General features: G+C 65.5%; 12 protein-coding genes. 6 read left to right on the top strand and 6 right to left on the bottom strand.

Annotated features, from left to right (window positions below; genetic code table 11):
• The first annotated feature begins 2 nt into the window (after positions 1-2).
• The 4 genes from V6R86_RS05635 to V6R86_RS05620 all read left to right on the top strand — a co-directional run bounded on the left by V6R86_RS05635 (position 3) and on the right by V6R86_RS05620 (position 4,584).
• The gene (locus V6R86_RS05635) at positions 3-782 is read left to right on the top strand and encodes an SDR family NAD(P)-dependent oxidoreductase (RefSeq protein WP_338502793.1); all 780 of its coding nucleotides are present in this window, start codon (positions 3-5) and stop codon (positions 780-782) included.
• A 67-nt stretch (positions 783-849) separates the two neighbouring features.
• Entirely contained in the window at positions 850-2,913 is a 2,064-nt protein-coding gene (locus V6R86_RS05630) for a 3-hydroxyacyl-CoA dehydrogenase NAD-binding domain-containing protein (RefSeq protein ID WP_338502792.1), read from the top strand.
• A 134-nt stretch (positions 2,914-3,047) separates the two neighbouring features.
• Positions 3,048-3,914 carry a hypothetical protein gene (locus V6R86_RS05625; protein ID WP_338502791.1) on the top strand — a complete coding sequence of 289 codons (867 nt, stop codon included), beginning with the start codon at positions 3,048-3,050 and terminating at the stop codon, positions 3,912-3,914.
• 67 nt (positions 3,915-3,981) lie between these two features.
• Positions 3,982-4,584 (top strand): cytochrome b, encoded by a 603-nt coding sequence (locus V6R86_RS05620; protein ID WP_338502790.1) that lies wholly within the window; start codon positions 3,982-3,984, stop codon positions 4,582-4,584.
• Between the two features lie 63 nt (positions 4,585-4,647).
• Here V6R86_RS05620 and V6R86_RS05615 read toward each other — a convergent pair whose 3' ends face one another.
• From V6R86_RS05615 to V6R86_RS05600, 4 genes are all read right to left on the bottom strand, one after another.
• Positions 4,648-4,947 carry a PepSY domain-containing protein gene (locus V6R86_RS05615; RefSeq protein WP_338502789.1) on the bottom strand — a complete coding sequence of 100 codons (300 nt, stop codon included), beginning with the start codon at positions 4,945-4,947 and terminating at the stop codon, positions 4,648-4,650.
• On the bottom strand, positions 4,947-5,531 hold the full coding sequence (locus V6R86_RS05610) for a sulfite oxidase heme-binding subunit YedZ (protein ID WP_338502788.1): 585 nt from the start codon (positions 5,529-5,531) through the stop codon (positions 4,947-4,949). The genes V6R86_RS05615 and V6R86_RS05610 overlap by 1 nt, the downstream gene beginning before the upstream one ends.
• A gap of 57 nt (positions 5,532-5,588) precedes the next feature.
• Positions 5,589-6,167 (bottom strand): L,D-transpeptidase family protein, encoded by a 579-nt coding sequence (locus tag V6R86_RS05605; protein WP_338502787.1) that lies wholly within the window; start codon positions 6,165-6,167, stop codon positions 5,589-5,591.
• A 65-nt stretch (positions 6,168-6,232) separates the two neighbouring features.
• Positions 6,233-7,819 carry an FAD-dependent oxidoreductase gene (locus V6R86_RS05600; RefSeq protein ID WP_338502786.1) on the bottom strand — a complete coding sequence of 529 codons (1,587 nt, stop codon included), beginning with the start codon at positions 7,817-7,819 and terminating at the stop codon, positions 6,233-6,235.
• A 173-nt stretch (positions 7,820-7,992) separates the two neighbouring features.
• Between V6R86_RS05600 and V6R86_RS05595 the strand changes: the two genes are divergently transcribed.
• A complete protein-coding gene (locus V6R86_RS05595) occupies positions 7,993-8,901 on the top strand; it encodes a DUF4394 domain-containing protein (RefSeq protein ID WP_338502785.1) in 909 nt (302 codons plus the stop codon).
• A 56-nt stretch (positions 8,902-8,957) separates the two neighbouring features.
• Here the strand turns inward: V6R86_RS05595 and guaA are convergent, their stop codons facing one another.
• Both guaA and V6R86_RS05585 read right to left on the bottom strand, forming a co-directional pair.
• Positions 8,958-10,538 (bottom strand): glutamine-hydrolyzing GMP synthase, encoded by a 1,581-nt coding sequence (guaA, locus tag V6R86_RS05590; RefSeq protein ID WP_338502784.1) that lies wholly within the window; start codon positions 10,536-10,538, stop codon positions 8,958-8,960.
• A gap of 95 nt (positions 10,539-10,633) precedes the next feature.
• Positions 10,634-11,227: a hypothetical protein gene (locus V6R86_RS05585; RefSeq protein ID WP_338502783.1), complete on the bottom strand. Its 594-nt coding sequence runs from the start codon at positions 11,225-11,227 to the stop codon at positions 10,634-10,636.
• A 270-nt stretch (positions 11,228-11,497) separates the two neighbouring features.
• On the opposite strand from V6R86_RS05585, the gene V6R86_RS05580 reads away from it, so the two are divergent.
• Positions 11,498-12,052 (top strand): L,D-transpeptidase family protein, encoded by a 555-nt coding sequence (locus tag V6R86_RS05580; RefSeq protein WP_338502781.1) that lies wholly within the window; start codon positions 11,498-11,500, stop codon positions 12,050-12,052.
• The last annotated feature ends 41 nt before the right edge of the window (positions 12,053-12,093 follow it).

The following is a 12,093-nucleotide window of genomic DNA, read 5'->3' as shown; positions in this document are numbered from 1 at the left end:
CGATGAGCGTCGAAGACGAACACCGCCATCATCCGCGCCTCGAAGGCAAGGTGATCGTCGTCACCGGTGCCGGGTCGGGCATCGGCAAGGCGAGCGCGGACCTGTTCCTCAGGCACGGTGCGACGGTGATCGCAGCCGACCTCAAGGGCGCGCAGCACTTCGCCGATGCCGGCCGCGAAGGGGATGTCGTCCGGCTGATCGAGATGGCCAAGCACGAGCATGGCGCGCTGCACGGCTTCTTCGCCAATGCTGGCGTGTCGGGCGGGCTCGCCTCGATCTTTGAGCAATCGGTCGAGGATTGGGAGCAGGTGCTGCGGGTCAACCTGATCGGCCCGTTCCTCGCGATCAAGCATGCCGCGCCGGTCATCAAGGAACAGGGCGGCGGGTCGATCATCTGCACCGCCAGCGTCGCGGGCCTGCGTTCGGGTGCGGGCGGGCCGGCCTACAGCGCGAGCAAGGCGGGCGTGATCAGCCTGGTCAAGACCGCCGCGCAGCAGCTCGCGGGCTCCAACGTCCGGGTGAACGCCATCTGTCCGGGCCTGATCGAAACCGGCATGACCGAGTTCGTCTACGAACGCGCGCGCGCCAAGGGACAGGCCGACAAGCTCGGCCATCTCAATCCGCTGCGCCGGGGCGGCGAGCCGGACGAAATCGCCAAGGCCGCGCTGTTTCTGGCCTCCGACGAGAGCAGCTACGTCAACGGCCACGCCCTGGTCGTCGATGGCGGCCTGTCGAGTTCGCATCCGTTCAACCGGCAGGATTACGGCCGCACCGCGATCTAGCCCTCTTTTCTTTCCCGGCTTCGCGGCTAGGGATCCTACCTACAACATTGTCAGCGAAGGACCGTCCATGACCTCGCCCATCAGCACCCACCGCCACGGCCACGTTCTCGTCATCTCCTCGAACAACCCGCCGGTGAACGCGCTCGGCCACGCGGTCCGCGAAGGCCTCGTCAAGGGGATCGAAGAGGCGGACGCATCCGACGAAATCAAGGCGGTAGTGATCATCGGCGAAGGCGCGACCTTCTTCGCGGGCGCCGACATCAGCGAGTTCGGGACGCCCAAGGCGTTCGCCCAGCCGATGCTGCCGCAGGTGGTCGACATCATCGAGAATTGTTCGAAGCCGGTAGTCGCCGCGATCCACGGCACCGCGCTCGGCGGCGGGCTCGAAGTGGCGCTGGCCTGTCATTACCGTGCGGCGGTCGCCTCGGCGAAGCTCGGCGTGCCCGAAGTGAAGCTTGGCCTACTGCCGGGCGCGGGCGGAACCCAGCGCCTGCCGCGCGTCGCCGGGGTCGAGACGGCGCTGCAGATGACGACCAGCGGCAATCCGATCGGGGCCCAGCAGGCGTTCGAGATCGGCCTGATCGACCGGATGATCGAGGGCGACCTGCTCCAGCACGCCGTCGCCTATGCGACCGAAGTTAGCGACATCCGCCCGCTGCCCAAGTCGTCCGAGCGGCAGAACAAGATTGAGGAAGCCAGCCCCAGCGTGTTCGACGATTTCGTCGCCGCCAACCCGCGCGTGTTCAAGGGCTTCGAAGCCCCGCGCAAGAACCTCGAAGCGGTCCGCGCCGCGACCCAGCATCCGTATGCGGACGGCGTGGCGGTCGAACGCCAGCTCTTCATGGAGCTGATGAGCGGGACGCAGGCCAAGGCGCAGCAATATTTCTTCTTCGCCGAGCGCAAGGCGGCCAAGATCGAAGGCGTGGACGAGAGCGTGAAGCCCCGCGAGATCAAGAAGGTCGGCGTGATCGGCGCCGGCACCATGGGCGGCGGCATTTCGATGAACTTCCTGTCGGCCGGCATTCCCGTGACGATCGTCGAAACCAATCAGGAAGCGCTCGACCGCGGTAGCGGCGTGATGCTCAAGAATTATCAGGCGAGCGCCAAGAAGGGCCGCTTCACCGAAGAACAGGTCGGGCAGATGATGGGGCTCCTCAACCCCACGCTCGACTTTGACGCACTGGCCGATTGCGACCTCATCATCGAGGCGGTGTTCGAGCAGATGGAGATCAAGAAGGAGATCTTCGGGCGGCTGGACAAGATCGCCAAGCCGGGCGCGATCCTTGCGTCGAACACCAGCTATCTCAACGTCGACGAGATCGCCGCCGCCACCAGCCGCCCGCAGGACGTGGTCGGCCTGCACTTCTTCTCGCCCGCCAACGTGATGAAGCTGCTCGAAGTCGTGCGCGGGGCCAAGACTGCCGACGACGTGCTGGTCACCGCCATGGCGCTGGCCAAGAAGATCAAGAAGGTCGCGGTGGTGGCGGGCGTTTGCTACGGCTTCATCGGCAATCGCATGCTGATCCCGCGCCAGACGGAAGCGACCAAGCTGCTGCTCGAAGGCGCGACCCCCGCCCAGATCGACAAGGTCCATGTCGATTTCGGCATGCCGATGGGCCCGTTCCAGATGGCTGACCTCGCCGGCGTCGACATCGGCTGGCACCGCGACGTCAATCGGATCGAAAACATCCGCGACGCGCTCTGCTCGGCCGATCGCTGGGGCCAGAAGAAGGGTGCCGGCTTCTACGATTACGACGACAAGCGCCGCCCCTCGCCCAGCCCCAAGGTGCAGGAGATCATCGAGGAGTTCCGTGGGCGTGCCGGGGTCACCCCGCGCGAGATCAGCGACGAGGAGATCGTCCAGCGCACGCTCTACACCATGGTCAACGAAGGCGCGAAGATCCTCGAGGAAGGCATGGCCCAGCGCGCGTCCGACATCGATGTGGTGTGGGTCTATGGCTACGGCTGGCCGGTCTATCGCGGCGGCCCGATGCACTGGGCCGATGCCGAGGGCCTGCAAAAGATCGTCGATGGCCTGAAAGCTGCCGCCCCGCACATGGGCGAGGATTTCTCCTTCTCGCAACTGCTGCTCGACAAGGCTGAGAAAGGCGAAAAGTTCACCGGACGCTGAGCCGCTCCTTCCTTGGCCGCTTCCGGGTGACTTGGCGCCCGGATGCGGCCACTGGACAAATCCGAAGAAACCGCAGAAATCTCCGCCGCCGAATCTAGTTTGGCGGGGAAACCGACATGTTCGTGGATCGGGCTGTGCGTGATGCCGAAAGGGCGTTCCTGAACGCGCCGTTCGATCCCGACGGCTGGCAGCATGCGATCCAGCATGTCGCGCAGGCGACCAATAGCGCGAACGCGCAACTGATCGGGATCGGCGGCCCGCGCACCGCGCCCTTCAACGTCATCGGCGACGTGCCACCGGACCCGCATGGCCATCTCACCAATGCCTATCTGCACGGAAAGGTGAACTGGCGGGTAGGCTCGACGCTTGCCGCCGGGACCTTGCAGCATGAGGCCGATTACGCGGCGTATCGCGCCCTTCACGACACCCGCGACTATGACGATGCCTGCAGCGACCTCGACGGGCTGTTCGGCTGCCAGATGGCGCTGATCCTCGATCCATCGTGCCTGATCGGCCTGACCCTGATGCGCTCGCGCCGCGACGGACCGTGCGACGGTCAAACCATCGACGCCTTCCGGCGGATCGCGCGGCAGGCGATGCGGGCGGTTCGGGTCCAGTTGGCGCTGGGCCTGGAGGCGGCCGACCTGATGCTGAGCGGGATTGGCGGCGAGCGCGAAGCGACCTTCCTGCTCGATTCCTACGGACAATTGGCGGCGCTCACCCCGGGCGCCGAGCATCTGTTCGACATGCCCTACGGGCTGAAGCTCGACGGCATGGCCCCGCGCCTTGCGAATGCCGACGAGCAGCGCGCGCTGGAAGGAGTCTACCGCCGCCTGTTCGCCAGCGACGGAATCAACGGGCCGGTGCTACATGAAATGCGTGCCGGTCGATCGGCAGAGTGGCCCGAGGGGCGTTGGCGGGTGCATGTGGTGCGGCTTCCGGCGGTCGTTCACGCCTTCAACTTCCAACCCGCACTGGCGGTGACGCTGACACCCTTGTGAGTCGCCGCCCGCGCGACCGACGAACCCTTTGGCCGGGAAAGCCGTTTCCCAGCGGAAAGGACACCTTATGAGCAATGCGTCGTCCGCCGTGCATCAAGAGCCCGTGCGCCGTTATTCCAATGTCGCGGTTGCGCTTCACTGGATTACCGCGGCGGCGGTGCTGTTTCAGATCTGGCTGGGTTTGAGCATGGGCGAGCCGCCCCAGGGCGGCGCGTTCAACTGGCACAAGACGATCGGCGCGCTCATTCTACTGCTCGCCTTGGCACGGCTGACCTATCGCCTCATCAATCCCCCGCCGCCCTTTCCCGACGATCTCGCGCCTTGGGAGCGGATCGCGGCGGTGTGGAACCACCGCTTGTTCTACCTGCTGCTGATCGGCCTTCCGATCGGCGGCTATCTGGCGGTGTCGGCCTTTTCAGGGGGCAAGCCGACGATGCTGGCGGGCGGGATCATGCTGCCGACGGTTCCGGGCATCCCGAAGGAATGGGGCGAGATCTTTGAGGAGGTGCACGGCGCCGGTGCGTGGGCGCTGATCGTTCTGCTGGTCCTGCACGTCGGGGCGGCGATCAAGCACCGCTTCGTGTCGCCGCGTCCGTCGTCGGGACGCATGCCCCCGCTGGGGCTGCCGGGCGAGCAGACGGTCGTCGGTCAGGGCGGCGCCGCACGCTGACTAAGTTCTGGTGAGGGCGAAGCAGGGACGCGACGCCGAAACACCGCGCCCCCACCCTCCGCTTTAGTTTGCCTTGTAGAGCACTTCGCCGCGGCGGCTGCTCAGCAGCATCTTGAAGCTGACCGGGTGGAAATAGGCTTCGACGCGGCGGCCCTGCGGGTCGGTGCCATAAACTTCGTAGCATCCGCCATCGACCTTGGACTTGCGCACTTCCCAGCCGTCCTTCTTCAGCTTGGTTTCAAGGCTGGCCATACTCTTCCAGCTCTTTTGCGGAGCATTGCAGGTCATCTTGCCGGTGGCGGCGGCGGGGGTGGCAAGGCCGACCGACAAGGCGGCGGCGGCGGCGAGAATGAGAATACGCATCAAATTGCACTCCTGGTGGGGGATGGAAACATCCGCGCCACGCGCACGGCCTGAAGCAGCGCAAGCGGCACGAAATGGAGAAGGGCGGCGGCAAGGCCGTCGTGGACCAGCGCCCAGTGAACGAGGGTGAGGATGGCTGCCGGGTAAGCCAGACGCTGAAGCCGCTTCCAGCCCGCGCGCAGCACGCGCATCGCGGCATCGTTGCTGGTGAGGCCGAGGGGCAAGAGGATCAGCAGCGCCGCCCACCCGGTCCAGATCGCCGGCGCGCCAAGCTCCGCCACCATATCGGCGACATTGCCCATGTCGAGGACGTAGGCGACGGTGTGGGCCAGCGCGTAGAGAAACGCCGCCACCCCGATCGCGCGGCGGTGGCGGGCAAGAAAGCGGATCGGCCGGGCCTGCGGCCACAACTGACGCAAGGGCGTCACCATCAGCGCGAGAATGATGAACCGCGCGGACCATTCACCGGTGGGATGCAGGAGATCGCCGGGCCAGGCGTCTTCGTTCATCGAATAGCCGATCAGCGCGACGGCCAGCGGCACGGCAAGGATCAGCCAGACGAAATAGGAACCACGCAAACTCACGCGGTCGAATTAGCCTCGTTGAGAACGCTTCGCAATAGCAAAGCGTGCGGGCCGGGTTTAGCCCTCGATCACCACCTCGGTGCCCATCGCGGTCAACGGATAGAGCTTCTTGGCGAATTCGATCGGAAGCCGGACGCAGCCGTGGCTGGCCGGATAGCCGGGCAGCGCGCCGCCGTGGAAGGCAATGCCCATTTCGTCGTACATCTGCATGTAGGGCATGGGCGCATTGTCGTACTTGCGGCTGAAGCCCTTCACCTGCTTGCGAAACACCTTCCAGTAGCCGAGCGGGGTTTCCTTGCCCTTTTTGCCCGACGAGATGGTGCTGACCCCGACGAGGGTATCTCCCTTGTAGACGAACATCAGCTGCTGCAGGCGGTCGATCACCACCTTGGCGGGCGCGTCGGGAATGGACGCGGCCCACAGATACTGGCCGGGCTTCAGCGCCAGGCTGCCGAACTGCGCCTTGGCCTGCTGGGTCGCCTTGGGCGCCTGACCGCTGGTCCACTCGTACGGCAACTGCGCCACCGGCGCGGGGCGCGGGGCCTCGGCGACCTTGGTCGGCGTGGTGGCGCAAGCGGCAAGCAGCGCCGCCAGGAGAGTCGGCGGGGCAAGGCGAAGAGCGACAAGGCGGTTCATAAGACCTTGCCTTCCCGAGCGTCGGCGCGCCGTCAAGTCGCCGGTAAACGGCTGTTTAAAAGGGATTAGCCGCCAATCCCTGTGGTTGGCGCGGGCGGCGCGTTGACGTGACTCCAGATCGCACTGACGACCACCGACCCTTCGCCGACGCTCGACGCCACCCTTTTGACCGAGCCCGAGCGGACATCGCCTACCGCAAACACCCCAGGGCAGGAAGTGGCAAAGCTGCTTGCGCCCCCGACCTCACGCCCGGTCCGGACAAAGCCCGCGCGATCAAGTTCGACCAGACCCGATAGCCAGTCGGTATTGGGCGCGGCGCCGATCATGATGAACAGGGCGCGGCAGCCGACCGACCATTCGCCCTCGGGACCACGCACCGTCACTTGCTCGAGATGGTCGCCGCCGTCGAGGCCGCAAAGCTGGCTTCCGGTGTGGATCACGATCCTGGGGTCGGCTTCCAGCCGCTCGCGCAGATAGGCGCTCATCGTTTCGGCCAGCCCCTCCCCGCGCACCAGCACGTGGACCTTCCGCGCGACACGGGAGAGATACATGGCGGCCTGCCCCGCGCTGTTGCCGCCGCCGACCACGATCGCCTCGGTATTGTGGCAGAAGCGCGCTTCCATCTCGGTCGCGGCATAATAGATGCCGGCACCCTCGAACGCCTCGAGCCGGTCGATCGGCAGGCGGCGATATTGCACCCCGGTCGCGACCAGCACCGCGCGGGTGCACAGTTGTTCGCCATCGTCGAGCGTGACGCAGAAACCGTCGTCGCGGCGGGTGAGCCCCTCGACCCGGCGGGGCATGGCAAAGCAGGTGCCGAACTTCATCGCCTGCACCTGCCCCCGAAATACAAGGTCGGCGCCCGAAATGCCGGTCGGAAAGCCCATGTAATTCTCGATCCGGCTGCTGGTCCCGGCCTGCCCGCCGATCGCATTGTCCTCAACCACCAGGGCGCGCAGGCCCTCGGAGCCGGCATAGACCGCGGCGGCCACCCCCGCCGGCCCGGCCCCGACGATGATCAGGTCGAGCGCTTCGGCGGGCCGGGCCTTGAGGTCCAGGCCGAAATGGCCGGCAATGTGACGCGGGGTCGGATCGGGCACCGCGACGCCGTTGATACTGACGCCGGGAGCGCCCTCGGCTTCCTCGTGGAACGGCAGCCGATTGCGGTTGAGGAAGCTCGCGACCCGCGCCACCGCCGGGTCGCGTTCGGCACCGGTGACGACAATGCTGCTGTCGCCCGATTCGAAGATGCGGCGGCGGCGGGCGGCGAAGACGGTAAGGATGTGATCGCCGATCTCCGGCACGTCGCTCATCAGCCGTAGCATCGCGGCGCGCGGCACCTCGATAGTCTTGGTATCCACGGCCGCGCGCATCGACAGCGTCATCGGCCCGCCGTTCAAAAAAGCGAGCTCGCCCATGAACTGGCCCGGGCGAAGGGTCGAATCGTGCATCCGCTCGCCGGTGACCGGGTCGGCAACCTCGATCTCGCCTTCTTCGACCAAGACGAAGCGATCCTGCGGCGCTCCTGCCTCCAGCACGATGTCGCCCGCCCGATAGTGACAGGCCGAGGCGATGGCGCGGATCGCCGCCATCTGATCGTCCGCGAAGGGCCGCGGGGCCATGGTGTCAAGATCGCCGCCGATAGTATCCATGGGCTCAACCTAGTCGCCCCTCAGCCCGGCGCTAGTGGCGATCACTTTGGCGAACTATTTGCGCGGCCGCTGCATCCGACGCCGCTACCGCCACGTAGTAAATTTCGGTTAACCATGCTGGTCGGCCGAGTTTGCGTCCCTCCCCCTTGCCTGCCCCCTCAGGAGGATATTCCATGCGAAGCCGTCTAGCCGCCCCCTTGCTTATCGCCGCTACGTTTCTTGCCGCCAGTCCAGCAGCCGCAGAAACGGTGTACGGCCTGACCTCGACACGCATCGTCACTTTTGATTCGAGCAGCCCCGGCACCATCCTGTCGAGCAGCCCGATTACCGGCATCTCCGGCAACGTCGCCCTCAAGGGAATCGATTTCCGCCCGGCCGACGGCCAGCTTTATGCGCTCGGCACCAACGGCAACCTGTATCGCCTGACCATGACCGGCAACGCCTATCAGGCGGCCGATCTCGGGGCGCTTTCCACTTCGGTGCAGGGCAGCTCGACCGGCTTCGACTTCAACCCCACCGTCGACCGGCTGCGCATCACGACCGACACCAACCAGAACCTGCGCGTCAACCCGAACACCTCGCCCCCGGGCGTGATCGTGGACGGCGCGATCACCCTGAACGGGACCAGCAACATCGATCTGGTCGGATCGGCTTATACCAACAGCTTCGCCGGAACGACCACCACGGCCCTGTACGGCCTCGATGCCTTTACCGACGCGCTGGTGCGGGCGACCGACGCCAATGCCGGGACCTACGTCAACACCAATACCGGGGGCGGCCTGTTCGGCCCGCTCGGCGTGACGTTCACCAATGCCGATCTCGTCGGGTTCGACATTTCGGGCGCCACCAACGCCGGTTTTTTCAATCTCAATGACGGCTTCTTCAGCGTCAATCTGAACACCGGCGCGGCGACGCGGATCGGCACCATCGGTGCCGGCAGCCTGATCGGCCTGTCGGTGGCCCCGGTTGCCGCGGTGCCCGAGCCCGGCACCTGGGCGCTGATGCTACTCGGTTTTGGCGCAGTCGGAGCGACCCTGCGCCGTCGTCGTTCGGCAACGGCCAGGATAGCCCGCCTCGCCTGAGCTGCCGACGAGCGGGCCCGCCGGCTATAGCTCCCCCCGCGCGCCGGCGGGTCCGCTTACTCCCACTCGATCGTGCCGGGCGGCTTCGACGTATAGTCGTAGACCACCCGGTTAATCCCCTGCACTTCATTGACGATGCGGGTCGCGACCCGGCTCAAGAAGTCGGACGTGAACGGATAGACGTCGGCGGTCATGCCATCGACGCTGGTCACCGCCCGCAGCGCGCAGACGTAATCATAGGTCCGCGCGTCGCCCATCACGCCGACGGTACGGACCGGCAGCAGCACCGCGAACGCCTGCCAGATCGCATCGTACAGCCCGGCGTTGCGGATTTCCTCGAGGTAGATGAGGTCCGCCTTGCGAAGGATGTCGCATTTCTCCTTGCTGACCTCACCCGGAATACGGATCGCGAGACCCGGCCCCGGGAAGGGATGGCGCCCGACGAAGGCCGGCGGCAGGCCGAGCTCGACGCCCAGTTCGCGCACCTCGTCCTTGAACAGTTCGCGCAGCGGCTCGACCAGCTGCATGTTCATCCGCTCGGGCAGGCCCCCGACATTGTGGTGGCTCTTGATCGTCACCGACGGGCCGCCGGTGAAACTGACGCTTTCGATGACGTCGGGGTAAAGCGTCCCTTGGGCGAGGAAATCCGCGCCGCCGATTTTCTTCGCCTCGGCTTCGAACACCTCGATGAAGGTCTTGCCGATGAACTTGCGCTTGGCCTCGGGATCGCTGACCCCGGCGAGGCCCGACAGGAATAGTTCTTCAGCGCGGACGTGGACCAGCGGGATGTTGTAATGACCGCGGAAGAGCGAGACGACCTGGTCGGCTTCCTGCGAGCGCATCAGGCCGTGGTCGACGAAGACGCAGGTCAATTGCTCGCCGATCGCTTCGTGGATCAGCACCGCGGCGACCGCGCTGTCGACCCCGCCCGACAGGCCGCAGATCACCCGGCCGTCACCCACCTGCGCGCGGATATCGGCGATCTTCTGGTCGCGATAGGCGGCCATCGACCATTCACCCGAACAGCCGCAGATATGCCGCGCGAAGTTGGCCAGCAGCTTGCCGCCGTCGGGGGTGTGGACCACCTCCGGGTGGAACATCAGGCTGTAGCGGCGGCGCTCTTCGTCGGTGGCAATGGCGAAGGGTGCGCCTTCGGACGCGGCGACGACCGAAAAGCCGGGCGCCAGGCTTTCGACCCGGTCGCCGTGACTCATCCACACCTGATGCCGCTCACCGACCTGCCACAGGCCGTCGAACAGCGCTGAGGGTGCCACCACCTCGATAAAGGCGCGGCCGAATTCCTTCTGGTCGGAGGTGACGACCTTGCCGCCAAGCTGCTGGTGCAGCGTCTGCTGGCCGTAGCAAATGCCGAGCAGCGGCAGCCCGCTGTCGAACAGCACCTGCGGCGCGCGAGGGGAATTTTCCCACGTCACCGACGACGGTCCGCCCGAGAAGATGATGCCCTTGGGCGCCAGCCGCTCGAACGCTTCCTCGGCCGCGTTGAACGGGGCGATCTCGCAATAGACCCCCGCCTCGCGGATGCGGCGGGCGATGAGTTGGGTCACCTGGCTGCCGAAATCGACGATGAGAATTGACTCGCCTCCGGCGAGGGGCAGCAGGGTTTCGGCCGGTTGCATGAGGCGGCGGGGCTCCGTTTGCGGACACAAGAAAAGGCGCCGAAGCCCTATGGCTCCGGCGCCTTCCTGTCCACCGCGGCGGACCGCCTTAGCGGTTAGGCGCGATTGATCTTGAGGTCGGAAATGCGACCGTTGCGTTCGAACTTGCAATCGAAGCGGAAATTGCCGCGAGCCTGATTGTAGCCGCCATAGCGCTGATCGTAGCCGCCGTAGGGCTGGTTATAGCCGCCATAATAGGGCTGGCCGTAATTGCCCTGATAAGCGGCATTGGTCGCCAGGCCATAGACGCGCATGTTGCCGTTGCGGGTGCGGTTTACGCGATCGATCTGGGCGACGCGGTAGGCGCCCGCTCCGGCATAGCCGTAGCCCTGGTTATAGCCACCATACTGGTTGTAGCCGTAGCCGCCGGCATAACGCTGATTGATGCGTTGTTCGGCCGCGACGGCACATTGCTGAACGGCAGCCCGTTCGAGGTCATAGTCCCCGCGACCGTAATAAGCGTTACCGCCATAGGGATTGCCGCCACGCAGGATCGAATTGAGCACCGCGCCGGTGATCACGTCACCAAGCCCGCCGCCGCCGTAGCCGCCATAACCCGGATAATATTGCGCCGCGGCCGGGGCCGCCGCACCGATCGAGATCGCCGCAACCGCGGCCGCACCCGTCAGGATTTTTGAAACAGCCTTCATGGCCACTGCCTCCTCTTCTTTTTCAAGCGGTTCTTCGCTCGTTGCAACGCTTATGGAGGATTCGCGCTGCATCATCTCTGAATGGGACGTTTGCCGCGGTTCACTTTTCTTAACGGCGGGCACCGGAATTGGCTGAATAAAGCCAAATCTTGCGGTGCTCTTTTTTTGCTGGCCTAATTGACAAAGCAAAAAACTTCGTTTCGCCGCTGTGAATGTTCGGAACCTGACCTTGGTGCAGCGGGTTTTCAGGATCAAACGGAGTCACGAAAAATGAAACGCTTTGCAACCTTGGCGGCAGCCATTGCCGTCGCGGTGGCGACCCCTTGCGCCGCCGCATCCTCCTCCTCGCTCGGACCGGACGAAAGCCCCGCGGCGATCATGGCGGCATCTTCGGCCGTCGCCGCCGCGCGCGATCATGCCGAAGAGGCCGTCGACAAGAATTTGAAGCCCGGCGGCTATTGGTGGGCCGCCAACGCGCCCACCGATGGCGAGATCGAGGTGGTCGTCAGCCTCGAAGACCAGCATGCCTATGTCTATCGCGCCGGTGAACTGATCGGTGTCTCGACCATTTCGAGCGGCAAGCCGGGCAAGGACACCCCCCCGGGCATCTTCCCGATCCTCGAGAAGAAGCGGATGCATCACAGCCGCAAATACGACAACGCGCCGATGCCCTACATGCAGCGTCTCGACCAGTGGGGCATCGCGCTGCACGCCGGCATGATCCCCGGCCGTCCGGCAAGCCACGGCTGCGTCCGCCTGCCGGCCGCCTTTGCGGCCAAGCTGTTCGCGATGACCTCGGTCGGTGACCGCGTGGTGATCGCCTAAGCAAGGCAGGCTGGCGGGGTTTTCCCCTTTTCCTCGCCGGC

The sequence above is a fragment of the Sphingomonas kaistensis genome (assembly GCF_036884275.1).
GTDB classification, from domain to species: Bacteria; Pseudomonadota; Alphaproteobacteria; order Sphingomonadales; family Sphingomonadaceae; genus Sphingomicrobium; species Sphingomicrobium kaistense_A.
This window is presented reverse-complemented; position numbering and strand designations above follow the sequence as displayed.

Bases quoted from the DNA above. Each gene is read 5' to 3' on its own strand.
- V6R86_RS05635 (WP_338502793.1), top strand. From the start codon at position 3: ATGAGCGTCGAAGACGAACACCGCCATCATCCGCGCCTCGAAGGCAAG.
- V6R86_RS05630 (WP_338502792.1), top strand. From the start codon at position 850: ATGACCTCGCCCATCAGCACCCACCGCCACGGCCACGTTCTCGTCATC.
- V6R86_RS05620 (WP_338502790.1), top strand. From the start codon at position 3,982: ATGAGCAATGCGTCGTCCGCCGTGCATCAAGAGCCCGTGCGCCGTTAT.
- V6R86_RS05615 (WP_338502789.1), bottom strand. From the start codon at position 4,947: ATGCGTATTCTCATTCTCGCCGCCGCCGCCGCCTTGTCGGTCGGCCTT.
- V6R86_RS05605 (WP_338502787.1), bottom strand. From the start codon at position 6,167: ATGAACCGCCTTGTCGCTCTTCGCCTTGCCCCGCCGACTCTCCTGGCG.
- V6R86_RS05600 (WP_338502786.1), bottom strand. From the start codon at position 7,819: ATGGATACTATCGGCGGCGATCTTGACACCATGGCCCCGCGGCCCTTC.
- V6R86_RS05595 (WP_338502785.1), top strand. From the start codon at position 7,993: ATGCGAAGCCGTCTAGCCGCCCCCTTGCTTATCGCCGCTACGTTTCTT.
- guaA (WP_338502784.1), bottom strand. From the start codon at position 10,538: ATGCAACCGGCCGAAACCCTGCTGCCCCTCGCCGGAGGCGAGTCAATT.
- V6R86_RS05585 (WP_338502783.1), bottom strand. From the start codon at position 11,227: ATGAAGGCTGTTTCAAAAATCCTGACGGGTGCGGCCGCGGTTGCGGCG.
- V6R86_RS05580 (WP_338502781.1), top strand. From the start codon at position 11,498: ATGAAACGCTTTGCAACCTTGGCGGCAGCCATTGCCGTCGCGGTGGCG.